Here is a 21,555-nt window from a genome sequence, read left to right on the forward strand (position 1 = left end):
TCCCTGGTGGACGACCCCGGAAAGATCGTCCCTTATTCGGCGGCTTCCGCCATCGCGTCGACCGACACATATTTGCGGCCAAGCTTGCCATCGTGGAATCGGACGCGGCCTTCGGCGGTGGCAAAGAGCGTGTGGTCCTTGCCCATGCCGACATTGACGCCCGGGTACACTTTGGTCCCGCGCTGGCGCACGATAATGTTGCCGCCGATCACTTCCTGACCGCCGAACTTCTTTACGCCAAGGCGACGACCGGCTGAGTCGCGACCGTTGCGCGATGAACCGCCTGCTTTTTTATGTGCCATGACTGATGCTCCTTAATTCGATCGGGGCCGAGCTGCGTTGCCGCGCTCAGGCGTCCTTCTTGGGGGCCGCCTTCTTGGCAGCGGGCTTCTTGGCGGGTGCGGCCTTTTCGGCGGCGTCCTTCTTGGGGGCGGCGGCCTTCTTCGGCGCAGCTTCCTTGGCAGGTGCGGCCTTGGCTTCGGCAGCCGGGGCTTCTTCCTTCTTGGGAGCGGCTTCCTTCTTCGGCGCGGCCTTCTTGGCTTCGCCGACTGCCAGGATGCGCAGCAGCGTCAACGATTGGCGATGGCCGTTGCGGCGGCGATAATTGTGCCGGCGGCGCTTCTTGAAGACGATGACCTTTTCGCCGCGCGTCTGCGCGATGATTTCGGCCGATACGGTCAGACCCTTCGCGTCCTTCACCTCGCCGCCGTCGCCGGCCAGCAGGACGTCGCCCAGCGACACGGTGTCACCGGCTTCACCCTCGATCTTTTCGACGGCGATCTTGTCTCCAGCGGCGACGCGATATTGTTTGCCGCCCGTGCGCACGATTGCGAACATGGTCTTCCATCCAATCAAAAACTATGGTGCCCGCGCTGCCAGTCACCCGCCGAAGCAGGCGATTTTTCCGGCATGCGGGAAAGACCGCGCCACTAACCGCACAGGCGGCTGCTGTCAACCGCATATTTCCGTGCTTTTGCTACATTGCGGCCGAAAACTGCACCCGTTCGGGCGCGGTCCGATTCGCGCTTGCTGCGGCGCGGCGGCGCTCATATCAGGGGCGGCAATGATGCGCATCCGCCTTTTGGCGCCTCCGGCGCTTGCCCTGTCGCTTTCCTTGTCCGGCTGCGCCGCAGCGCAGGGCGGCGCTGCGCCATCGCTCGCCAAGCGGCCGGTCGAGGGGCAGTTCGACGTGGCGCCACCGACGGTGGTCGTTGCGCCGCCGGGGCCGCTTCCCGCCGACCTTGCAGGGCGTCTCGCGCGCTGGGAGGCCGACGCCACCGCCGCGCAGCAGGCCTTTGCCGCCGAGCGCACGCCGACCGTCGAGGCAGTGGCCGCGGCGCAGGGGGCGGCGATCGCCAGCGAACGCTGGGTCGTCGCACAGCAAGCGGTTTCGCGCCTTGTCGCCGCGCGCGCACCGCTGACGGCGGCGCTCGCCGACATCGACCGGCTCTATCTTGAACGCCGTATCGAAGAGGCGGTCGACGGGTTGCCCGAAATTTTTGCGCTGCGCGAGCGGTTGACGGAACTGGCCTCGGCGCAGGACGCGGTCGTTGCGGCGCTGTCCAGCGAACTGCCGGAGGAATAGGCGGCGCGGGCCAGGCCCTTAATTCAACCCATGCTTCTTCAGGGCATGGCGAATCTGATCGTAACTCAGCCCTAGTGCCTCCGCCGCGACCTTCTGGTTGAAGCGGCAGCGTGCCATCGTATCCGACAATATCTGCCGCTCATAGGAATCGACCGCGGCGCGCAGATCGCTCACGGGGCCCGGCGCGGGCGGGGCGGACGCCTCGCTATTTGCGGCCTGCTCCGTCGGCGTGTCGGCTGTGCGCGGCGCCGGTTGCCACGGGCTGGCGAACGGGTCGAAGCTCAGCGCGTCGACGGGCCGCGACGGGTCGCCCCAGCGATAGATGGCGCGTTCTATCACGTTGCGCAGCTCGCGGACGTTGCCGGGCCAGTCGTGCCCCTCCATGGCAGCGAGCGCACGCGGTCCGAATCCCGGCCACGCCTCCCAGTCGAGCACGGCCGCCATCCGCTGCCCGAAATAGTCGGCGAGCACTTCGATATCGCCCTCGCGCGCGCGCAAAGGGGGAAGGGTGATGACCTCGAACGACAGGCGGTCGAGCAGGTCGGCGCGAAATTTATTCTCCTCGACCAGCGCGGGGAGATGCTCGTTGGTCGCCGCGACGATGCGGACATCGACGCGGATCGGGCGCGACGAGCCGACACGCGTCACTTCGCCATACTCGACCGCGCGCAGCAGCCGTTCCTGCGCGCCCATCGACATGGTCGCAAGCTCGTCGAGGAACAATGTGCCGCCGTCGGCCTCCTCGAACCGGCCCGCGCGACTGCGCGTCGCGCCCGTAAAGGCGCCCGCCTCGTGCCCGAACAATTCAGATTCGATCAGCGTTTCGGGCATCGCGGCGCAGTTCATTATCAGATAGGGCTTGTCCCACCGCGTCGACAGCCGGTGAAGACGCTCGGCGATCAGTTCCTTGCCGGTACCGCGCTCGCCGATGACGAGGACGGGACGATCGAGCACCGCGGCCTGGCTTGCGCGTTCGACGGCGTCCTGAAAGGTCGCCGACTGACCGATGAACTGCGTTTCGCGCTCCATTCCCAATCATTGGCAAATTTCACCGATGATTGGCAAGGCAAATCGTGCAGGGCTGCGATTTCGGTGTGAAGTTGCACGCATTTCCGCCCTTTTCGGCAATTGGCATACCCCCTGCATAGTGTTGGTCGAACCGGCGCAAAATGTGCCGGGCAGTCAGAACAGGATGGAAAATCATGAAGCCGATGTTTGCCCAAGCCGCCACCTTCGCATTCAGCGCAGCCGGGGCGTTGGCGATCCTCGTCGGATCGATCAACCAGCCCCTGCTCGCGGCCAATGTCGCTGGCGCCCCCGCCATCGGCCTGGTCTCGGCTGCTTCGACCCCGGCGGTCAGCCCTACGGCTTGACCGACACTGGTGCCGGGGCACTCTCCCCCCTTGCCCCGCCCCGGCACCAGCATTTTTTCTGATTTTGACCGAGTTTTCGACAGGAGTTTCAAAATGGGTATTTTCTCACGAACCCGCGACATCATCGCCGCCAACGTCACCGACCTGCTCGACCGGGCCGAAGACCCCGAAAAGATGATCCGCCAGATCATCTTCGAGATGAATGAAACGCTCGTCGAAGTTCGCGCTTCCGCCGCCCGCACGATCGCGGACCAAAAGGAAATGCGCCGCCACATCGCCAAGCTCGAAAGCCTGCAGGACAGCTGGAAGGAAAAGGCCGAACTCGCGTTGTCGAAGGACCGCGAAGACCTCGCCACCGCCGCGCTCGTCGAAAAGCAGAAAGCCGGCGACATGGCCGAGCGGCTCAAGAACGAGATTGCCGTCCTCGACGACGCGCTCAAGGGCTATGAGGCCGACATCGCCAAGCTGCAGAAAAAGCTCAGCGAAGCGCGCGCCCGCCAGTCGAGCGTCGTCAACCGCCTCGAAAGCGCCGAGAACCGCTTCCGCCTGCGCGAGATGACCAATGGCGACCGCGTCGAGGATGCCTTCTCGCGCTTCGAAATCCTCGAGCGCCGCGTCGACGAGGCCGAAGGCCGTGCGGATGCGCTCAGTCTCGGCTACAAGAAGTCGCTCGACGAGGAAATCGCCGAACTGCAGGCCGCCGACAAGGTCGCCGACGAGCTTGCCGCGCTGAAGGCGGCGCAGGCCAAGAAATAAGGAGCCCGGCCGATGGAAGAGATCATCATCGTCCCGATTGTCATCGGAACCCTCTTCCTCGGTCTGCCCTGGCTGATCCTCCACTACATCACCAAGTGGAAACAGGCCAAGACGCTGACCGGAGAAGACGAGCAGCTGCTCGACGAACTTTACGATACCGCACGCCGGCTCGAGGGCCGTCTGCACACCGTCGAACGCATCATCAGCGCCGACCATCCCGAATTCCGCCCCGCGGTTCGCAGCGATGAAGAGCTGGCGCAACTTGAAAATACAAGCAGGAGGAATTGAGATGTCTGCCAGCCGCACCAAATTCTATCTCGACAAGCAGAACGCCAAATGGAGCGGCGTGTGCGCGGGTATCGCGGACTATAGCGGTGTCGATGTCCTCTGGGTCCGCGTCGGCGCGGTCCTGCTGACCCTGATGGGCGGCTTCCCCTGGACGCTGATCGCCTATTGGATGGTCGCCTGGATGGGAACGCCGAAACCCTTCGCGCTCTACGGCTCGAACGAGGAAGCGAAGTTCTGGCAGGGCGTGCGCAGCAACCCCGGTGCCTCGACCCGCGACATCAAGTCACGCTTCCGTGACATCGACCGCCGGCTTGCCGACATCGAGCAATATTACACCAGCCACAATCGCCGCCTCGCCGACGAAATCGACGCGCTGCGCTGAGCGGACAGGCAACAGGGAGAATTGACATGAGTTGGGGTGGTCCCACCTTCGTCCTCGCCATCATCGCACTGTCGATCGGCGGCTGGATGTTCACGACATGGATTCGCGCCAAGCACGGCTATCCGGTTGAAAATGAATGGGGCGGCACGGTTCATCGAACCGACCCCGACGCTGATCGAAAAATCGCATTGCTCAGCGACGACAATGCCAAGCTCGCCAACCAAATCGGCCGGCTCGAAGAACGGATTGCAGTGCTCGAACGCATCGCGACCGAAGAAAGCGGCCGCGCAGCGCAACTCGCCGACCAGATCGACCGTCTGCGCTAGGGGGAATTGACCAATGAACGCTGACCTTTTGAACGCTCTTGCTCCCGCCGCAGCCCTGATCGGCATCATCGCCGTCGGTGGCTGGATCTTCACCACCTGGCTGCGCGTCAAGCATGGCTACCCGCTCGAAAACAGCTGGGGCAAGGCGGTTTATCCCAAGACCAGCGACGAGGCGATGGAACGCGTCAAGCTGATCAGCCAGGAAAATGCGCAGCTTCGCGCCGAGCTGGGCTCGGTCAAGGACCGCCTTGCGGTAATCGAGCGCATCGTCACCGACGAAGGCAACCGGCTGAGCCACGAAATCGAGGCGCTGCGGCGCCCCGCGAACTGAGGAGTGAGCGATCATGGGCGATGAAATCTGGATCCTGATCCCGCTGGCCCCCTTCATCCTCGGCGGCTTCGTCATCTGGTCGAAGCACCAGCAACGGATGATCGAGAAACAGTCGGAGATGACTGCGGAAAAGGCTGCGCAATATGCAGCGCATACCGAACGGCTCGAAGAACGCGTCCGCGTCCTCGAACGCATCATTACCGACAAGGGAGTTGATGTGGCCGACGAGATCGAAAAACTGCGCGACGCGCCGCTCAACTGACGCGACGACAATAGGAAAGGATCTTCCCGATGGGACCGTTTGAAATGGTAATTGGCATCGTCCTCATCGTGACGATTGGCAGCATCATCCGCGCCAAGCACGGCATCCGTCGCGATCGCCACGGCAATGACTATGTCGCCGCAAACGATGCCGAGACCAAGGCGCTGCAAGCCGAGATTCGCGCGCTGAAGGAGCGCATCCACGTGCTCGAGCGCATCGCCACCGACAACAACCGGGCCGTCAGCCTCGACCAAGAGATCGAGAAGCTGCGCGACCGTTCCCTCCCCTGATGTGACGAAGAAGGAGCCGGCCGATGGCCACCATCACTTCCGATCTGGCAACCAATCTGGTCACCGCGGCGGTCGCGCTGAGCGCGCTGACCATCATCAGCCTCGCTGCGCTGCGCGGATGGCGCGACTGGATCCAGTATAAGCGCGAGGAACTCGCCGCGTGCCATGCGGTCGGCCACGATCCCGCGCTGCCGCACACCGGCTCGCGCATCGAGATCGCCGACCTCAAGGAGCGGCTGCGCAAACTCGAAGCCATTGCTGCGGGCGTCGATCTGTAGCACCCGTCGCTCCCGCGAAGGCGGGGGCCGCAGGCGGCATTGCTCAGCCGCGTTGCTTGAATTGTGGGGGCGTCGTCTTCTCTGGCGCGGCGGAAAAGGACGAGGCGGACCCTTTCCTCCACGCCCCAAATCTGCCACTGCCGCGACCATGCGCAGCCTCTCCGACATTTACGACGAATATGACTTCCTCGACGGCGACGACCGCTATCGCCTGCTGATCGAACTCGGCCGCGAGCTGGAACCGATGCCCGACGCGCTCAAGACCGACGCGACGCTGGTGCGCGGCTGCAGCGCAAGCGTCTGGGTCTATCCGGTCCCGCAGGATGACGGCCGGCTTCATTTCCTCGCCGACAGCAACGCCGCGATCACCAAGGGGATCGTCGCGCTCGTCCTGTCGGCGGTGCAGGACAGGCCCGCCGCCGAGGTTGCCGATATGGACATCGCCGCCGCGCTCGCGCCGTTCGAGCTGACGCGCCAGCTCTCGTCGAACCGGACGCAGGGCGTTCCGAACATGATCGCGCTCGTCAAGGACACCGCGCGGCGCATCGCCGCGGGCTGACCGCGACCCGGCCGCTGCCACGCGCCACACCTTCTCCGTCATCCACGAAAAAGGGCGCGAGAGTTTCCTCCCGCGCCCGATTTCTTGACGCAATCGCGCCGCTTAGAAGGCGACGGTCAGCGTGCCGCTGACGGTGCGCGGCGCACCGATCTGCGCGAACGGCGGCGACGATCCCTGCGAGATCGACGTCGTGTAGCGACCGACATAAAGCGTATCGAACAGGTTATAGACGTTGAGCTGGAAGAAGGTCTGATCGTTCAGGCCCAGGAATTCCAGGTTCAGGCGTGCGTCGAGGTTGACGAGCCAATAGGCATTCGTCTTGGCCGGAAAGACTTCGCTGCCGCCAATGACGATCGGCAGGTTCGTGTCGTAAATGTACCGGCCGCCCGTGCGCTTGGCAGTCACGCCCAGTTCGACCGGGCCCAGCGTGCCACGCGCCGATCCGCCGAGGGTATAGGCAGGGGCGCCCGATTCGCGCTTGCCGGCGGTCGGGATGAAGCTGGTGCCGCCCGACTGGACATCGTCCTTGATTTCCGATTCGAGATACGAACCGAAAGCATACAGCGCGAGTTGGGGCAGCGGCTGCCAGGCGACGCTGCCGTCGATGCCATATTTGTCGACGCGGCCGAGGTTCCGATACAGGTTGCGATCGGTGACCGGATCATAGGCCGAAGCAAGACGATTGTCATATTTCGTGAACCAGCCCGAAACCTGCGCCTGGACCTGCCCGGTGCGATAACGGAGGCCGAGGTCGAAGTTGTCGGTCGTTTCGGGTTCGGGGCGTGCCGACGGCGTGTCGGGGGCGAAGAAGAAGGCATTGTACAGGGCATCGGTGCCCGGGACCTGCAGACCCTTCGAATAGTTGGCGAAGACCGAAACCTGGTTGCTCGGTTTGAACAGCAGGCCGACGTTCGGAAGGATTTCGTCATATTTCAGCACGCGCTGCTGCGGCCCCTGAACCGTCGGATTGGCGGCAGCATATGCGGCGTTGCGCGGATCGCCCTGTCCGAAACAGTCGACAAAGCCGGTGTCGCTCGTGGTGAAACAGAAATTGTTGAGGTCGCGCTTGAAGAAGGGCGCGCGGATGCCGAGCGTGGCAACGAGCGACCCGTCCATGAATTCGCCGCGATATTCACCCGAAACCTGCGACAGGATCGCATAGGACAGGCGGTCGCGCTTCTGGAGCACGGCGCCGGTCACATCGGTGAGCGGGTCGTTGACCGGGAACACATCGACCGGCTCGCCGTTCAGCTGGAGCAGGCCGACCTGGCCGGTCTGGCGGTGGCGCGCGCGGTCATAGGTGAAGCCGACGCGGACACTGTGGTCGTCGTTGATGTCCCAGCGCAGGTTGGCAATCACGCCATAGCGGTGCGTTTGCGTCTGGCTGGGAGCCGTCATCGTGACTTCGTCGAGCAGGTCGCCGTCGCCGTTGAGGTCCATCCCGAAATAGGGACGACCACCGATATAGCCAGCGAGGTTGGTCACACCGGCGCCAGGCTGAACGTCCTGAAGGCGCTCGCGTGCATTGACCGTGCCGCCGCCATTGGCCTTCACATACTGATAGCTCGGATCGACGGTCAGCACGACGCCTTCGGTCAGCGTGAAGCGCGACGCACCGCGGATGTTGCCGGTGTTCGACGGGTTGTAGCGGCGATCGAATTCGGTGCCGCAGCCATTGGTCAGGTCGGCGAGGCCGGGCCGCGCGATGGTGCTGACGGTGCAGGGATAATTGATGTCATATTCGCGCTCGTCCTTCGACTGCGGGAAGCCCGACGGGACCGCACGGTCGAACCGCAGCGGCAGCGAACCGAAGAAGTTGTTGCGGTTCTCGTTATAATGGCCGGAGATCGCCACGAAGTCGCCATTGTCGCCGATCGGCTGCCAGATGCGCGCGTTATACTGCTGCTTGTCGACGACGCCGTAATTGTTGAACGGGTTGTCGTTCGACGCGGTCGAGGCCGAAATGAAGGCGCGCGTGCCCCAGGGGGTGAAGACGCCGGTGTCGACCATGCCGAAAATGCGGAAGAATTTAAACTCGCCCGCCGAGCCCGACAGGCGGACGCCAAATTCTTCGCCCGGCGTGCGCGTGCGATAGTTGACGGTCGAACCCGTCGCGGCGGCGGTCGGGCTGTCGACGTCGGTGGTGCCGAGATTGACGTTGACCTGCTCGATCAGCTCGGGATCGAGCTGCTGGTTCGAATAAATGGCATAGTTGCCCGAATCGTTCAGCGGAACGCCGTCGAAGGTCAGGCTGATGCGATCTTCCGAAAAACCGCGGATCGAGAGCTGGCCGCCCGACGAGCCGTAGGCGTCATTGTTGGTGAAGACGACGCCGGGCACCAGGTTGATCGTGTCGAGGATCGTCTGACCGGGGTTCTGGCGGGCAATGATTTCCTGGTTCAGCACCGACTTGGCCTTCGACGTGTCAGGCGACTGGATGCCCGCGACATCGGTGGCGCGTGCGCCGGTCACGACGATCTCGTCGTCGAAGTCGACCGAGCCGGTCGACTGGGCAAAAGCCGGAGTGGAAAGCAGCGCGGCCGGAATCAGCGCGGCGCTTGCGGCAAGCGAATGACGGAGTTTCATCTGAGGTTGTCCCCTTTGTGGTGCGAATCTGGCAGGCGCACTCGACAGGGCGCGCAGTACCCGCGAGCGCCCCTGAAGCCCGCGTGTGGCACGATTGTGACAGCAATTGTGACAGTGCAAGCCGCGAAGGAGTTGGCGATCAGGAAAGCGTCAAGAAAGCGCGCATTTGCGTGAAATCGCGGCGGCGCATGACCTGCGCGGCTGCGCTTTTTTCAGCAACTGTTGCTGCAATGCAACATAGTTGGCGAGGCAACCAAACCCGATGCGGTGCGACTCAGGCCGCGTCGCCGGCCTCTTTCGCCTTGTCGGCATAGACGCGCACGGGATCCTTGCGGCCTTCAACGACATCCTTGTCGACGACGATTTCGACGACGTCGGTAAGGTCGGGCAGGTCGAACATCGTGTCGAGCAGGATCGCCTCGACGATCGAGCGCAGCCCACGCGCGCCGGTCTTGCGTTCGATCGCCTTCTTGGCGACCGCGACGAGCGCATCGTCGGTGAAGGTCAGCGCGACATCCTCGAGGTCGAACAGCTTCTTATACTGTTTGACCAGCGCATTCTTGGGCTCGCCCAGAATCTTGACGAGCGCGTCGATGTCGAGATCTTCCAGCGTCGCAATGACGGGCAGGCGGCCGACGAATTCGGGGATCAGGCCGAACTTCAGCAGATCTTCGGGCTCAATCTGTTTGAGTACTTCGCCCGTGCGGCGTTCGTCGGGGCCGGCGACATGCGCGCCAAAGCCGATCGACTTGCCCTGCAGGCGGTCGCCGATGATCTTTTCGAGGCCGGCAAAGGCGCCGCCCGCGATGAAGAGGATGTTCGTCGTGTCGACCTGCAGGAATTCCTGCTGCGGATGCTTGCGCCCGCCCTGCGGCGGAACGCTCGCGGTCGTGCCTTCCATCAGCTTGAGCAGCGCCTGCTGGACGCCTTCGCCCGACACGTCGCGGGTGATCGACGGATTTTCGGCCTTGCGGCTGATCTTGTCGATCTCGTCGATATAGACGATGCCGCGCTGCGCCTTTTCGACGTTGTAATCCGACGACTGGAGCAGCTTGAGAATGATGTTCTCGACATCCTCGCCGACATAGCCCGCCTCGGTCAGCGTCGTCGCGTCGGCCATGGTGAAGGGCACGTCGAGGAAGCGCGCGAGCGTCTGCGCGAGCAAGGTCTTGCCGCTGCCGGTCGGGCCGACGAGCAGGATGTTCGACTTGGCTAGCTCGACATCGTCGCTGCGCCCCGAATTGGCGAGGCGCTTGTAATGATTGTGCACCGCGACCGACAGCACGCGCTTGGCGGTGTTCTGGCCGATGACATAGGCGTCGAGATGCTGGCAGATTTCGAGCGGCGTCGGGACGGCGCCGTCCTTGCGCGCGGCGATCCCGCCCTTGATTTCTTCACGGATGATGTCGTTGCACAGCTCGACACATTCGTCGCAGATGAACACCGTCGGTCCGGCAATCAGCTTGCGGACTTCGTGCTGCGACTTGCCGCAGAAGGAGCAATACAGAGTGCTCTTGCTGTCCGAGCCGCTCAACTTGGTCATAAATCTTCCTCTGGCCCGCGCAAAATGCGCGCTGCCCTGTTTATCCTAGCCCGCGTCCCCTCAATTACAATATGGCAATTGGGTGACATGGCTTCAATGTCCCGCATAGCGCCAGGCGCCGTGCGAGACGTCAAGAAATGCGGTTAGCGGGAGGTTGCGCCGGCGTCCGGTCAGGGCGTCGGGCCTTCGCTCACCTCGGTCGGCGCGTCGTCGCCGGGCGCGCCCGGGCGGCGGTCGAAGACCTGGTCGACGATACCGAATTCCTTGGCTTCGTCAGCCTCGAGGAAGGTGTCGCGATCCATCGCCTTCTCGATGTCTTTCAGGGGCTTGCCGGTATATTTTGCATAAAGGTCGTTCATCCGTCTGCGGATACGCAGGATTTCCTTGGCCTGGATCTCGATGTCCGACGCCATCCCGCGCGCGCCGCCCGACGGCTGGTGGACCATCACGCGCGCATTCGACAGCGCGACGCGCATCCCCGGTTCGCCGCTCGCGAGAAGGAAGCTGCCCATCGACGCGGCCTGGCCGATGCAGACGGTGCCGACGCGCGGGCGGATGTACTGCATCGTGTCGTGAATCGCCATGCCCGCCGTCACCACGCCGCCCGGCGAGTTGATGTACATATAGATGTCCTTCTTCGGATTCTCCGATTCGAGGAAGAGCAACTGGGCGACGATCAGCGAGGCCATATTGTCCTCGACCTCGCCGGTGACGAAAACGATGCGCTCGCGCAGCAGGCGCGAGAAAATGTCGAAGCTGCGTTCGCCGCGGCTCGTTTGTTCGACGACGACTGGAACAAGGGCGGCAAGCGGGTCGATCATCGGGAATTCGTCCTTATGGTTTTCAAGGCGCCGCGCCGAGGACCGGCGGGCTGGGTTTCCGTCGCCCTACATCGTCGCCCCGCGCGACGGATTCAAGAGGGGAAAACATGGCGAGGCCGATCAGGGTGGGAGTCGATATCGGCTTTGGGATAACGGTATTGATTGGAAACGACGTCCACTACCGGTCGTCAGGCGATACCACTCTCCGTATGAAAAAGGGGCGGGAATGACCCGCCCCTTCTGTCCGTTTGACGTCGCGGCGATCAGTCGCCTTCGCCGGGTTCGGGCGAGAAAAGCTTCTCGAACTTGCCTTCGACGCCCTTATATTCTTCGGCGTCGGCGGGGCTTTCTTTCTTCACCGTGATGTTCGGCCATTCGGCGCTGAACTTGGTGTTGACCTCGAGCCATTTCTCGAGCCCGCTTTCGGTATCGGGCAGGATCGCCTCGGCGGGGCATTCGGGTTCGCACACGCCGCAGTCGATGCACTCGTTCGGGTTGATGACGAGCATATTCTCGCCCTCATAGAAACAATCGACGGGGCAGACCTCGACGCAGTCCATATATTTGCAGCGAATGCAGGCGTCGGTGACGACATAGGTCATGGGTTCGGGCTCCCTTTGCCGACGGCACCCTTGCCGTCCGGCCTTCATCTGCGACCCGCCTCTATGCCGCGCGGACGCGGCGCGTCAACGCAAAGCGACAGTTGCGAATCACTTTCATTCCCCTAGTCCGCCCACGGCAAAGCCGCGCCAGAGAATTTCCTTGGGCGCTGAAAGTTCAGTGCGCCGCGGCAGTCGCGCCGGGGTCGAGCCGGATGTAACAGGCGTGCGCTTCGGGCGCCGGACCGCGGCGTCTGGGGAGGGCGACCAGCCGGATGACCTCGACGCGCTCGCCGACGGGGAGGACAAGCGTTTCGCCCGCGCGTACCGGCGCCGACGCGCGCGTGATACGGCGCCCCTCGAGGCGGATATGCCCCGCGGCGATCATCGCCTGCGCGACACTGCGCGACCGGGCGAAGCGCAGGTACCAGAGCAGCTTGTCGAGCCGGATGCTCCCTGCCGCGCCGGGACTCGCCATCGCCTGCGTCAATCCTTTCCGGCGTCGGCGAGCAGCGCCGCGAGGCCTGCAAAGGGGCTGGTCGGCGACGGGCCGCGCCGCGGTGGCCGGTCAACGCGCGCCGGGCGCTGGACAGGCGTGCCGGGCGGAGCGGATTTGCCGCGTTTGCCGCGCGGGCCTTTGGCCGCCGCGCGCCGGTCCTTGCCGCTGGCATCCGCTGCGGGAGCGTCGGCCGTCTTCCTGGCCTGTTTGCGACGGCGGCGCTTGTCGGCGCGCTGCAGACCCGACCAGCGCCAGCGCTGCAGTTCGGGGTCGCCGACGGTACGAAAGCCGAAGCTTTGCAACAGCGCGCGCCGCGATTCCTCGTCGAGACCGAGCGAGGTGGCCAGCGCCGGGTCGATTGCAAAGCCAGGCGCGACCGCCGCCGCGCCATCGGCAGCGCTGCTGTCCTCATGCTGGTCGACATGATGCTCGGCGGTGCCCGAAATCGGTGCCGCGGGCGGCGCGGCGGCCTGCATACGCGCCGCATGGGCCTGTCGCGCAAGCTTTTCGGCCATGTCGATCCGCAGCCAGCCGGTCGCGCAGCGCCGGAAACCTGCGATCCGCAGCCCCGCCTGGTTGCCGCTCTTTTGCAGCACCGCGCCTTGCGGCGGCAACGCGGGGACAGGCGCGCCCTGCTGTGCCGCGGCGAGCGCGGCGCGCCAGCGCACTGCCTCGGGCTTGAGCAGTTGCGGGTGGAAAATGTCGAGCGAGCCGATTGTCAGGCCGAGTTTGCGCAACTGGGGTCGGTCTTCGGCGCTGATCGCGCTCAGCTGGTCCTCGACCGCAGAGCGACCGATGGTGCCGCCGCCGTCGACGAGCGCCGCCAGCAGCGCGCGGACGCGCGGCGGCGTGAAAAGGTCGCTCGCCGCCTCGCCCATCGCGGCGAGCGGCCCCGCATGGCGCGCGAGCTGTTCGGCGACAAAGGCGTGCAGTCGCTCGGTGATCGCCTGCACCTGTTGCGGCTCGAGGCGGCGCAGCGAGGGGTCGATTTGGAGCGCGGGCTGGACGAGCGTCGGCCCGCGCCCGAGCGTCGCGACGATGTCACCGTGCCACGCGAGGCGCGGCGGCGCGCCCGCTTCGCTCACCAGCGACAGCGCGCTTCCGTCCCCCTCGGCGAGCGATGTCGCGCGCCGCGCGAGTTCGCCCCGCAGATGCTTTTCGGCCGCGGCGAGCAACATGCGATGGTCGCTTGCTCGCGCGACCGGGTCGACCTTGAAATGAAAGCCCCTGAGCGTGCCGAGCGCCTCGCCATCGACCGCGACGGTGCCGTCGGCGCTAACCGCGACCGGCAGCGCCGCGTTGCGCTGCCCCGCGTCGCGGAGGAGCAACGCGAGCCGCCGGTCGACGAAGCGCTGCGCGAGCGCTGCGTGGAGCGCGTCCGACAGGCGTGATTCGAGTTCCTGCGTCTGTTCGGCCCATCCTGCGCCGCCCGCGATCCAGTCGCCGCGCTGCGCGATGAAACAAAGCGTGCGGACTGCCGCGATGCGGCTCGCGAGCTGTTCGATGTCGCCGTCGGTGTCGTCGAAGCGTGCAAGGCGCCGCGCGAACCATTCGGGGTCGATCATCCCGTTGCCGCTCGTGCGCCATTGCCACAACTTGAGCACGGTGCGGCTGTGATGCTCGGGACCGAGCTGTTCGAAGTCGGGGAGGCCGCACACGTCCCACAGCCGCTCAACCGCTTCGGCGTCGGTCGCGCGCGCGCGCACCTCCATGTCGCCTGCCAGATATTTGAGCACCGCGATATCGACCGCCTCGGGCGCCGGGCGCAGGCCGGCCAGCGTCGGCGGCTCGGCAAGGTCGGTGAGCAGCAGGTCGAGCGTGTCGGCACGCGGTACCGGATTGCGCCAGAACAGGTTGGGAAGCGGCGGAAAATGATGCCCCTCGATCGCCGCGATTTCCTCAGGGGTGAATCCGCCCTGCGGCATGCCGACGGTGCCGAAACTGCCGTCCTGCTGGTGGCGCCCGGCGCGGCCCGCGATCTGCGCCATTTCAGCGACCGTCAGGCGGCGCAGGCGGCGCCCGTCGAACTTCTGCAGGCTTGCAAAGGCGACATGCGTAACGTCGAGGTTCAGCCCCATGCCGATCGCGTCGGTGGCGACGAGATAATCGACCTCGCCCGCCTCGAACATCGCGACCTGCGCGTTGCGCGTCTTGGGGCTGAGCGCGCCCATCACCACCGCCGCGCCGCCCGAAAAACGCCGCAGCATCTCGGCGATCGCATAGACCTCCTCGGCCGAGAAGGCGACAACCGCGGAGCGTTTGGGCAGGCGCGACAGCTTTGACGGGCCGGCATAGCTCAGCGTCGAAAAGCGCGGCCGGGTGACGATTTCGGCCTCGGGAACCAGCCTGCGGACCAGCCCGCCGATGCTCGCCGAACCGAGGATCATCGTTTCCTCGCGACCGCGCGCGCGCAGCAGGCGATCGGTGAACACATGGCCGCGTTCGGGATCGGCGCCGAGCTGCGCCTCGTCGATACCGACAAAGGCGACGTCGCGCGTGACGGGCAACGCCTCCATCGTGCCGAGCAGATAGCGCGCATCGGGCGGCGTAATCCGCTCCTCGCCCGTGACGAGCGCAACCTGTGCCGCGCCCTTGATCCGGACGACGCGGTCGTAAACCTCGCGCGCGAGCAGGCGCAGCGGGAATCCGATCATGCCGCTCGCATGGGCGGTCAGGCGCTCGACCGCCAAATGGGTTTTGCCGGTGTTGGTGGGGCCAAGGACGGCCTTGACCGGGGTGGAAGAGGGTGGCGCCATTGTCTTTCGTGCACGCTGGCATGGACGCGCCGCGTGCGCAACAGGCGATCGACGGCCACCGGTGCGCCGTGTGCGGTTTTCGCCCTGAATCACGCCGCGTCGCGGCGACGCCACGCCCCGCCGCAACAAAATTCCCGCGGCGGGCCATTAAATTGACTTTAACGGCCTTTGTTTACAGACAAAGCGGCGGTAATATGAATTGAGCGGCCGGGCCGGGGGGCTCGTCGAGCGGGGGTAATATCTTGTTCCAGCGTCACGAACCCATCGCGGGGATGTCCGGCAATGCTGCCGCCCTCACGATGTCGCAGGCGATTCCCCTGCGATCGGGTGACGCAAAAGCGCCCCCTCTGCTGTCGTGGCGTGAACGGCTGGCGCAGCTCGACCTTGTTCCCGACCTTGGTAACGATATCGGCTCGCGCGAATGGTGGCGCGGCCTCGCGACGTTGACGCTGCTCTGCGGCAGCGCGATCGCGACCTTCCCCGGCATCCGGCCACTTGCGGCGCCGACCGCGCCCGCGCTCGACGCCGCCGATTTCAACGAGGCGCGCGCGCAGATGATCGTGCCGCTCGCGTTCGGCGGCGACACGGGGCGGCATATGGCGGCGACCGATGCGGTGCGCCCGCTGACGCAGACACCCGAACGCCCGCAGATCGAACTGACGGCTACGCTCGGCCGCGGCGACAGCTTTGCGCGCGTCCTCGAACGTGCAGGCGTCGGCAGCGCCGAGGCGCAGGCGCTTGCAAGCCAGGTTTCGGGCGCGGTGCCGCTTGCCGATATTGCGGCGGGAACGCGCATCGACCTGATCCTGGGGCGCCGCGCCGCGCGCACGATGCCGCGCCCGGTCGACGCGCTGGCGATGCGTGCGCGCTTCGACCTCCGGATCGAGATGGAGCGGATCGACGGGCGTCTCGTCATGCGGAGCATCCCGATTGCGGTGGACAACACGCCGCTGCGTATCCGCGGCCGCGTCGGCGACAGCCTGTATCGCTCGGCGCGCGCGGCGGGAGCGCCACCCGAGGCGATCCAGGCTTATCTGCGCGTCATCGGAAAGCAGATATCGGTCGGCAGCGACATCCGCGCCAACGACGAATATGACATCGTCGTCGATTATCGCCGCGCCGAAACGGGCGAGAGCGAGACGGGCAAGCTCCTCTACGCCGGGTTGATCCGCAACGGTCGGCCAAAGCTGTCGATGCTCGAATGGAAGAAGGACGGACGCAGCCAGTGGTTCGAGGCGTCGGGCGTCGGCGAACAGCGCGGCGGCATGGCGCGCCCGACGAACGGCCGTGTTACCTCGACGTTCGGGATGCGGCGCCACCCGATTCTCGGCTATCGCCGGATGCACAGCGGCATCGACTTCGGCGGCGGCTATGGTGCGCCCATCTATGCTGTAACCGACGGCGTCGTCGCGATGGCGGGGCGCAACGGCGGTTATGGCAATTATGTCCGGCTCAACCACGGTGGCGGTCTGGGCACCGGCTATGGGCATATGAGCCGCGTCGCGGTGCGTGCGGGTCAGCGGGTCAGCCGCGGGCAGGTCATCGGCTACATCGGCTCAACCGGCCTCTCGACGGGGCCGCACCTCCATTACGAGCTTTACCGCAACGGGCGCGCGGTCAACCCGTCGTCGGTGACATTTGTGACGCGCGCGGCGCTCGAGGGCAAGGAACTCGCCGATTTCCGCGCGCGCATCCGTCAGCTCACCGCGATCGAATCGGGCGCCGCGCTCACCCCGATCGCGCCGAAACAGGTGGAGGGGCCCAAGCTCGGCTCGCTCGCCGACGTGACGGCAAAGCGGATCGGCGACGGCATCTGAGCGCCGCGGGTTCGCACCAATATCCGTTTGCGGCGCGGCAAAGCGCGGCTATGGACGCGCGATGACCAACGCCGCTTTCCCCGACCTGCGCCTGCGCCGGACGCGCCGCACCGGCTGGAGCCGCGCGATGGTGCGCGAGACGCATCTGGCGCCGTCGAACCTGATCTGGCCGCTCTTTGTCTGCCCCGGCACCGCGACCGAGGAACCGATCGCGAGCTTGCCGGGCGTGTCGCGCTGGTCGGTCGACCGCATCGTCGAACGTGCAAAGGACGCCGTCGCGGCCGGAATCCCTTGCATCGCGCTTTTCCCCTATACCGAAGCCGGTCGGCGCAGCGACGACGGGGCAGAGGCGCTCAATCCCGACAATCTGATGTGCCGCGCGACAGCGGCGGTCAAGGATGCGCTTGGCGACGCCATCGGCGTTCTCACCGACGTCGCGCTCGACCCCTATACCAGCCACGGGCAGGACGGGCTGGTCGACGAGGGCGGCTATGTGCTCAATGACGAGACGGTCGACGTGCTGGTGGGGCAAGCGCTCAACCAGGCGCGTGCGGGTGCCGACATCATCGCGCCCAGCGACATGATGGACGGCCGCGTCGGCGCGATCCGCGAGGCGCTCGAGATGGAAGGGTTCACCCACGTCCAGATCATGAGCTACGCCGCCAAATATGCCTCGGCCTTTTACGGCCCCTTCCGCGATGCGGTCGGCTCGCGCGGGCTGCTGAAAGGCGACAAGAAGACCTATCAGATGGACCCCGCCAATGTCGAAGAGGCGCTGCGCGAGGTCGAGGCCGACCTGGCTGAAGGCGCCGACAGCGTGATGGTCAAGCCGGGCCTGCCCTATCTCGACGTCGTGCGCGCGGTGAAGGACCATTTCGCGGTGCCCGTCTATGCCTATCAGGTGTCGGGCGAATATGCGATGATCGAGGCCGCGGCCGCAGCCGGAGCGGGCGACCGCGACGCGCTCGTCCTCGAAACCCTGCTCGCGTTTCGCCGCGCCGGCGCGGCGGGCGTGCTCAGCTACCACGCGCTGCATGCGGCGCGGCTTCTCGGCGCATGATCGAAACCCAGCGGCTCCTGATGCGTCCGTGGCGCGATGACGACGTCGTGCCCTTTCAGGCGATCTGCAGCGATCCTGCGGTCATGGCGACGCTCGGGCCGCCGCTCGACAGTGAACAGACCGCCGCGCTCATCGAGCGGATGCGCGGGATCGATGCGGCGCACGGCCATTGCTTCTGGGCGCTCGAACGGCGCGACGACGCGCGGCTGATCGGATGGTGCGGGGCAATCCGCGGGAGCGTGGGGCCGGTCGCCGACAAACCCGAAATCGGTTGGCGGCTGGCAAGTGATTGCTGGGGTCGCGGCTATGCGACCGAGGCGGCAAAGGCCGCCGTCGCGTGGGTTTTCGACAATTTGGCTGACGAAGCCGTGTGGGCGATCACATGGCGGGGCAATGTCCGCAGCCGGGCGGTTATGGAGCGATTGGGAATGCAGCACGCCGAGACTTGCGATTTCGACCATCCCAGGCTGACCGAGGGCGATCCGTTGCGTCCGCATGTCGCCTATTCGCTCGACCGGGCAAGCTGGGGGCACGCATGAGCGCGGTCGCGACACGGCGCTGGCTTTTCGTGCTGACCATCTTGGTCGGCAGCTTCCTGCTTTTCCAGATCCAGCCGATGGTCGCGCGGATGGTGCTCCCCAAATTGGGCGGCGCGCCGGCGGTGTGGAACAGCGCGATGCTCGTTTATCAGGCGTTGCTGCTCGGCGGCTATGCCTATGCGCACTGGCTTGGACGTTTCGCGCTGCGGCGGCAGGCGATGATCCACGTTGCGCTCTTCCTTGTGGCCGCGCTCTGGCTTCCGATCGGAATTGCGCAGATCGCGCCGCCGGCGGCGGGGCAGGAGGTGCTGTGGGTTCCGCTGCTGCTTCTGGCGTCGATCGGACCGGTATTCTTCGTCGTTTCGGCGCAGGCGCCGCTGATGCAGCGCTGGTTTGCCGCAGATGCGCGCGCGGGCGACCCTTATTACCTCTACGCCGCGTCGAACCTCGGCAGCTTTGCCGGGTTGATCAGCTATCCGGCACTGGTCGAGCCCAATCTTCCGCTGGCGACGCAAAGCTGGGGATGGACCGGGGGCTATGCGGCGCTGCTGCTGCTGGTCGCCGCGAGTGGCTGGGCGCGTTGGAGCGCACACCCGGAGGCCATGGACTCGGATGTCAAGCAACCAGCCGAGCCGGCACCGACGTCGCGACGGATGCTCCACTGGCTGTTCATTGCGGCGGTTCCGTCGGGCCTGATGCTGTCGACGACGACGCATCTGACGACCGACATCGTCGCGATGCCGCTCCTGTGGGTGCTGCCGCTCGGCCTGTACCTGCTCAGCTTCGTCATTGCCTTTTCCACGATGGACCGCGCGACGCAGGTCGTCACGACGATCGCGCCGACGATGCTGCTGATGGTCGGCGCGCTCGCGCTGCTCAGCTCGGCCGGCGGAACGATGATGGTGGCGCTCGCCAGTCTTGCGATGCTTTTTGTCGTCGCGACCGCGCTCCACGGCTATCTCTATCATCTTCGCCCCGCGCCGCGGCACCTGACGCTTTTCTACCTGGTCATGTCGGCGGGCGGGGTGCTTGGCGGCCTGTTTGCCGCGCTGGTTGCGCCGCTGCTATTCGACTGGGTTTACGAACATCCGTTGCTGATCGTCGCGGCGGCGCTGTTGCTGCCGTTGCCCGCGCTTTTCCCGTGGAACGAGTGGATCAAGGCCTCGCCGCAGCAAACGCGGCGGCTCGTCTTGCTGCTCGTCATCCTCGCAGCCTTCGCCTGCTGGAACATGGTCCAGCGCTGGTCGGGGGCGTTCGACACGGACACGGCGCTGTGGGGCCTGACAATCGTCGCGGTGGGCTTGCTCGTATCTGCATGGCGCTGGGCCTATGTCTCTACGCTGCTGCTGTTGATGATCGGCGTCGGCGGCTGGGATACAGTGAAGGTCAGCGTCGACGGGACGCGGGTGCGCAGCTATTTCGGCGTCTATTCGGTCACCGACGACGCTTATCGCATGCAGCGGCGGCTCGCGCACGGCACGACGCTCCACGGCCTGCAAAGCACCGAGCCCGGGAAGGAGCGCGAGCCGACAACCTATTACGGGCACCAATCGGGCGTCGGCCTGGCGCTCGACAAGGCCGAGGCGCTGGCGGGGCCGGATGCGTCGGTGGGGATCGTCGGGCTCGGCGCCGGGACGCTGTCCTGCTATCGCCGTCCGGGCCAGAGCTGGACGTTTTACGAGATCGACCCCGTGATGGCCGACATCGCCCGCGACCCGCAGAAATTCACCTTCCTTTCGAATTGCGCGCGCGACACACCAATTGTCATCGGCGATGCGCGGCTGCAGATAGCAAAGGGACCAGCGGCGCAGTTCGACATTTTGGTAATCGACGCCTTTTCGTCCGACGCCATCCCGCTGCACCTGCTGACCGAAGAAGCGATCGGCGTCTATGCGCGCGCGCTCAAACCCGACGGCTACCTGCTGATCCATATCTCGAACCGTTTCTTCGGACTCGAGCCGGTATTGGCCGCCGAGGCCAAGGCACGCGGCTGGTCGGCCGCAATCCGGATTGACCCGACCCCCGATCCCGAGGGCGAGTTCGGCGACCTGACCGGGTCGAGCTGGGTTGCGTTGACGGCGACACCGCAGCGGCTCGAGCAATTGACCGGCGGGACGAAGGCGCGCAATCTGAGCGCCGAAGACGGCACTTGGGTTCCGCTTGCGGCGCGCAAGGGGTTCACGCGCTGGACCGACGATTATGCCTCGACCCTGCCAGTGCTGATCTGGAAAAACGTGATCGGAAGCTACGAATGACCCGGAGTGACATCAGCATCATCAGCGTCAATGGCAAGACGCCGCAGATCGATCCCAGCGCCTTCATCGCGCCGGGATGCCGGATCATCGGCGATGTGGTGATCGGTCCCGACGTCAGTATCTGGTATAATTGCGTGCTGCGCGCCGATGTCAGCCATATCCGCATCGGCGCGCGCTCGAACATCCAGGACGGCAGCATCCTGCACTGCGACGGCCCGACTCCTTTCCATCCCGACGGCTTTCCGACGATCGTCGGCGAAGATGTGCTGATCGGACATTTGGCGATGGTGCATGGCTGCACGCTCGCCGACCGTGCTTTTGTCGGCCTGAAGGCCACGGTAATGAACGGCTGCCGCATCGGCAGCGACGCGATGCTCGCCGCGGGCGCGTTGCTCACCGAGAATAAGGAAATCCCTGACCGCGAACTGTGGGCCGGGACCCCGGCGCGACGGGTGCGCGAGATCGACGACGCGCAGGCCGCGGGCATGCAGATCGGCGTCGCCCATTATGTGATGAACGGTCGGCTGCACAAGGCAGCGGTGGAAGGGTGAATAAATCCTCCCTGTCGCGAAGCCATGGGGAGGGGGACCGTCGCCGTAGGCGATGGTGGAGGGGCGGCAAGGTTGCGCCAAAGCCCCTCCGTCAGCCCT

At 65.4% G+C, this 21,555-nt stretch carries 25 protein-coding genes; 16 read left to right on the forward strand and 9 right to left on the reverse strand.

The features are described 5' to 3' along the window. Positions 1–32: 32 nt before the first annotated feature. Together rpmA and rplU are read right to left on the reverse strand one after the other, a co-directional pair. A complete protein-coding gene (gene rpmA, locus H7692_RS11600) occupies positions 33–302 on the reverse strand; it encodes a 50S ribosomal protein L27 (RefSeq protein ID WP_033074585.1) in 270 nt (89 codons plus the stop codon). 46 nt (positions 303–348) lie between these two features. Then, positions 349–837 (reverse strand): 50S ribosomal protein L21, encoded by a 489-nt coding sequence (gene rplU / locus H7692_RS11605; RefSeq protein WP_201928138.1) that lies wholly within the window; start codon positions 835–837, stop codon positions 349–351. 226 nt (positions 838–1,063) lie between these two features. Between rplU and H7692_RS11610 the strand changes: the two genes are divergently transcribed. Further along, the gene (locus H7692_RS11610) at positions 1,064–1,585 is read left to right on the forward strand and encodes a hypothetical protein (protein WP_227340206.1); all 522 of its coding nucleotides are present in this window, start codon (positions 1,064–1,066) and stop codon (positions 1,583–1,585) included. A gap of 18 nt (positions 1,586–1,603) precedes the next feature. Here the strand turns inward: H7692_RS11610 and pspF are convergent, their stop codons facing one another. After that, positions 1,604–2,614, reverse strand: coding sequence for a phage shock protein operon transcriptional activator (gene pspF / locus H7692_RS11615; protein ID WP_222136949.1), 1,011 nt, complete (start codon positions 2,612–2,614; stop codon positions 1,604–1,606). Between the two features lie 173 nt (positions 2,615–2,787). Here pspF and H7692_RS11620 point away from each other — a divergent pair, with 173 nt between their 5' ends. The 10 genes from H7692_RS11620 to H7692_RS11665 all read left to right on the forward strand — a co-directional run bounded on the left by H7692_RS11620 (position 2,788) and on the right by H7692_RS11665 (position 6,430). Then, positions 2,788–2,958: a hypothetical protein gene (locus H7692_RS11620; RefSeq protein ID WP_222136950.1), complete on the forward strand. Its 171-nt coding sequence runs from the start codon at positions 2,788–2,790 to the stop codon at positions 2,956–2,958. A gap of 93 nt (positions 2,959–3,051) precedes the next feature. Further along, on the forward strand, positions 3,052–3,714 hold the full coding sequence (gene pspA / locus H7692_RS11625) for a phage shock protein PspA (RefSeq protein ID WP_201928135.1): 663 nt from the start codon (positions 3,052–3,054) through the stop codon (positions 3,712–3,714). Positions 3,715–3,726: 12 nt separating this feature from the next. Next, positions 3,727–4,002 carry an envelope stress response membrane protein PspB gene (gene pspB, locus H7692_RS11630; protein WP_201928134.1) on the forward strand — a complete coding sequence of 92 codons (276 nt, stop codon included), beginning with the start codon at positions 3,727–3,729 and terminating at the stop codon, positions 4,000–4,002. A gap of 1 nt (position 4,003) precedes the next feature. Continuing rightward, positions 4,004–4,384: an envelope stress response membrane protein PspC gene (pspC, locus tag H7692_RS11635; RefSeq protein ID WP_201928133.1), complete on the forward strand. Its 381-nt coding sequence runs from the start codon at positions 4,004–4,006 to the stop codon at positions 4,382–4,384. 26 nt (positions 4,385–4,410) lie between these two features. Further along, on the forward strand, positions 4,411–4,710 hold the full coding sequence (locus tag H7692_RS11640) for a hypothetical protein (protein ID WP_201928132.1): 300 nt from the start codon (positions 4,411–4,413) through the stop codon (positions 4,708–4,710). 13 nt (positions 4,711–4,723) lie between these two features. Next, positions 4,724–5,041: a hypothetical protein gene (locus H7692_RS11645; protein ID WP_201928131.1), complete on the forward strand. Its 318-nt coding sequence runs from the start codon at positions 4,724–4,726 to the stop codon at positions 5,039–5,041. A 13-nt stretch (positions 5,042–5,054) separates the two neighbouring features. After that, the gene (locus H7692_RS11650) at positions 5,055–5,303 is read left to right on the forward strand and encodes a hypothetical protein (RefSeq protein WP_201928130.1); all 249 of its coding nucleotides are present in this window, start codon (positions 5,055–5,057) and stop codon (positions 5,301–5,303) included. 29 nt (positions 5,304–5,332) lie between these two features. Then, the gene (locus H7692_RS11655; RefSeq protein WP_201928129.1) at positions 5,333–5,593 is read left to right on the forward strand and encodes a hypothetical protein; all 261 of its coding nucleotides are present in this window, start codon (positions 5,333–5,335) and stop codon (positions 5,591–5,593) included. Between the two features lie 23 nt (positions 5,594–5,616). Beyond that, on the forward strand, positions 5,617–5,871 hold the full coding sequence (locus tag H7692_RS11660) for a hypothetical protein (protein WP_201928128.1): 255 nt from the start codon (positions 5,617–5,619) through the stop codon (positions 5,869–5,871). Positions 5,872–6,019: 148 nt separating this feature from the next. After that, positions 6,020–6,430, forward strand: a complete 411-nt coding sequence (locus tag H7692_RS11665; RefSeq protein ID WP_201928127.1) for a SufE family protein — start codon at positions 6,020–6,022, stop codon at positions 6,428–6,430. Between the two features lie 102 nt (positions 6,431–6,532). Here the strand turns inward: H7692_RS11665 and H7692_RS11670 are convergent, their stop codons facing one another. From H7692_RS11670 to H7692_RS11695, 6 genes are all read right to left on the reverse strand, one after another. Further along, positions 6,533–9,016: a TonB-dependent receptor gene (locus H7692_RS11670; RefSeq protein WP_201928126.1), complete on the reverse strand. Its 2,484-nt coding sequence runs from the start codon at positions 9,014–9,016 to the stop codon at positions 6,533–6,535. Positions 9,017–9,290: 274 nt separating this feature from the next. Further along, positions 9,291–10,559 (reverse strand): ATP-dependent Clp protease ATP-binding subunit ClpX, encoded by a 1,269-nt coding sequence (gene clpX, locus H7692_RS11675; protein ID WP_227340207.1) that lies wholly within the window; start codon positions 10,557–10,559, stop codon positions 9,291–9,293. Positions 10,560–10,729: 170 nt separating this feature from the next. Next, positions 10,730–11,380: an ATP-dependent Clp protease proteolytic subunit gene (locus tag H7692_RS11680; RefSeq protein WP_201928124.1), complete on the reverse strand. Its 651-nt coding sequence runs from the start codon at positions 11,378–11,380 to the stop codon at positions 10,730–10,732. A gap of 263 nt (positions 11,381–11,643) precedes the next feature. After that, positions 11,644–11,982, reverse strand: coding sequence for a ferredoxin FdxA (fdxA, locus tag H7692_RS11685; RefSeq protein ID WP_227340208.1), 339 nt, complete (start codon positions 11,980–11,982; stop codon positions 11,644–11,646). A 175-nt stretch (positions 11,983–12,157) separates the two neighbouring features. After that, on the reverse strand, positions 12,158–12,457 hold the full coding sequence (locus H7692_RS11690) for an RNA-binding S4 domain-containing protein (RefSeq protein ID WP_222136951.1): 300 nt from the start codon (positions 12,455–12,457) through the stop codon (positions 12,158–12,160). 8 nt (positions 12,458–12,465) lie between these two features. Then, the gene (locus H7692_RS11695; RefSeq protein WP_222136952.1) at positions 12,466–15,234 is read right to left on the reverse strand and encodes a helicase-related protein; all 2,769 of its coding nucleotides are present in this window, start codon (positions 15,232–15,234) and stop codon (positions 12,466–12,468) included. A 299-nt stretch (positions 15,235–15,533) separates the two neighbouring features. On the opposite strand from H7692_RS11695, the gene H7692_RS11700 reads away from it, so the two are divergent. The 5 genes from H7692_RS11700 (at position 15,534) to H7692_RS11720 (ending at position 21,456) form a co-directional block, all read left to right on the forward strand. After that, complete coding sequence (locus H7692_RS11700; protein WP_227340209.1) at positions 15,534–17,051, forward strand: M23 family metallopeptidase; 1,518 nt, start codon at positions 15,534–15,536, stop codon at positions 17,049–17,051. 61 nt (positions 17,052–17,112) lie between these two features. After that, entirely contained in the window at positions 17,113–18,111 is a 999-nt protein-coding gene (gene hemB / locus H7692_RS11705) for a porphobilinogen synthase (protein WP_222136953.1), read from the forward strand. Further along, positions 18,108–18,650: a GNAT family N-acetyltransferase gene (locus H7692_RS11710; RefSeq protein WP_201928119.1), complete on the forward strand. Its 543-nt coding sequence runs from the start codon at positions 18,108–18,110 to the stop codon at positions 18,648–18,650. Before hemB ends, H7692_RS11710 begins: the two co-directional genes overlap by 4 nt. Next, positions 18,647–20,905, forward strand: a complete 2,259-nt coding sequence (locus tag H7692_RS11715) for a spermidine synthase (RefSeq protein ID WP_222136954.1) — start codon at positions 18,647–18,649, stop codon at positions 20,903–20,905. The genes H7692_RS11710 and H7692_RS11715 overlap by 4 nt, the downstream gene beginning before the upstream one ends. Then, on the forward strand, positions 20,902–21,456 hold the full coding sequence (locus H7692_RS11720; protein ID WP_222136955.1) for a gamma carbonic anhydrase family protein: 555 nt from the start codon (positions 20,902–20,904) through the stop codon (positions 21,454–21,456). The genes H7692_RS11715 and H7692_RS11720 overlap by 4 nt, the downstream gene beginning before the upstream one ends. Positions 21,457–21,555: the final 99 nt, after the last annotated feature.

Origin of the sequence: Sphingopyxis sp. P8 (assembly GCF_020622175.1) — a bacterium.
Classification (GTDB): domain Bacteria; phylum Pseudomonadota; class Alphaproteobacteria; order Sphingomonadales; family Sphingomonadaceae; genus Sphingopyxis; species Sphingopyxis jiangsuensis.

Coding starts and splice junctions, on each gene's coding strand:
- H7692_RS11670 (WP_201928126.1), bottom strand. CDS start 9,016: ATGAAACTCCGTCATTCGCTTGCCGCAAGCGCCGCGCTGATTCCGGCC.
- rplU (WP_201928138.1), bottom strand. CDS start 837: ATGTTCGCAATCGTGCGCACGGGCGGCAAACAATATCGCGTCGCCGCT.
- H7692_RS11710 (WP_201928119.1), top strand. CDS start 18,108: ATGATCGAAACCCAGCGGCTCCTGATGCGTCCGTGGCGCGATGACGAC.
- H7692_RS11680 (WP_201928124.1), bottom strand. CDS start 11,380: ATGATCGACCCGCTTGCCGCCCTTGTTCCAGTCGTCGTCGAACAAACG.
- pspB (WP_201928134.1), top strand. CDS start 3,727: ATGGAAGAGATCATCATCGTCCCGATTGTCATCGGAACCCTCTTCCTC.
- H7692_RS11690 (WP_222136951.1), bottom strand. CDS start 12,457: ATGGCGAGTCCCGGCGCGGCAGGGAGCATCCGGCTCGACAAGCTGCTC.
- H7692_RS11655 (WP_201928129.1), top strand. CDS start 5,333: ATGGGACCGTTTGAAATGGTAATTGGCATCGTCCTCATCGTGACGATT.
- pspC (WP_201928133.1), top strand. CDS start 4,004: ATGTCTGCCAGCCGCACCAAATTCTATCTCGACAAGCAGAACGCCAAA.
- H7692_RS11700 (WP_227340209.1), top strand. CDS start 15,534: ATGTCGCAGGCGATTCCCCTGCGATCGGGTGACGCAAAAGCGCCCCCT.
- hemB (WP_222136953.1), top strand. CDS start 17,113: ATGACCAACGCCGCTTTCCCCGACCTGCGCCTGCGCCGGACGCGCCGC.
- clpX (WP_227340207.1), bottom strand. CDS start 10,559: ATGACCAAGTTGAGCGGCTCGGACAGCAAGAGCACTCTGTATTGCTCC.
- pspA (WP_201928135.1), top strand. CDS start 3,052: ATGGGTATTTTCTCACGAACCCGCGACATCATCGCCGCCAACGTCACC.
- H7692_RS11610 (WP_227340206.1), top strand. CDS start 1,064: ATGATGCGCATCCGCCTTTTGGCGCCTCCGGCGCTTGCCCTGTCGCTT.
- pspF (WP_222136949.1), bottom strand. CDS start 2,614: ATGGAGCGCGAAACGCAGTTCATCGGTCAGTCGGCGACCTTTCAGGAC.
- H7692_RS11620 (WP_222136950.1), top strand. CDS start 2,788: ATGAAGCCGATGTTTGCCCAAGCCGCCACCTTCGCATTCAGCGCAGCC.
- H7692_RS11650 (WP_201928130.1), top strand. CDS start 5,055: ATGGGCGATGAAATCTGGATCCTGATCCCGCTGGCCCCCTTCATCCTC.
- H7692_RS11720 (WP_222136955.1), top strand. CDS start 20,902: ATGACCCGGAGTGACATCAGCATCATCAGCGTCAATGGCAAGACGCCG.
- fdxA (WP_227340208.1), bottom strand. CDS start 11,982: ATGACCTATGTCGTCACCGACGCCTGCATTCGCTGCAAATATATGGAC.
- rpmA (WP_033074585.1), bottom strand. CDS start 302: ATGGCACATAAAAAAGCAGGCGGTTCATCGCGCAACGGTCGCGACTCA.
- H7692_RS11665 (WP_201928127.1), top strand. CDS start 6,020: ATGCGCAGCCTCTCCGACATTTACGACGAATATGACTTCCTCGACGGC.
- H7692_RS11645 (WP_201928131.1), top strand. CDS start 4,724: ATGAACGCTGACCTTTTGAACGCTCTTGCTCCCGCCGCAGCCCTGATC.
- H7692_RS11640 (WP_201928132.1), top strand. CDS start 4,411: ATGAGTTGGGGTGGTCCCACCTTCGTCCTCGCCATCATCGCACTGTCG.
- H7692_RS11695 (WP_222136952.1), bottom strand. CDS start 15,234: ATGGCGCCACCCTCTTCCACCCCGGTCAAGGCCGTCCTTGGCCCCACC.
- H7692_RS11660 (WP_201928128.1), top strand. CDS start 5,617: ATGGCCACCATCACTTCCGATCTGGCAACCAATCTGGTCACCGCGGCG.
- H7692_RS11715 (WP_222136954.1), top strand. CDS start 18,647: ATGAGCGCGGTCGCGACACGGCGCTGGCTTTTCGTGCTGACCATCTTG.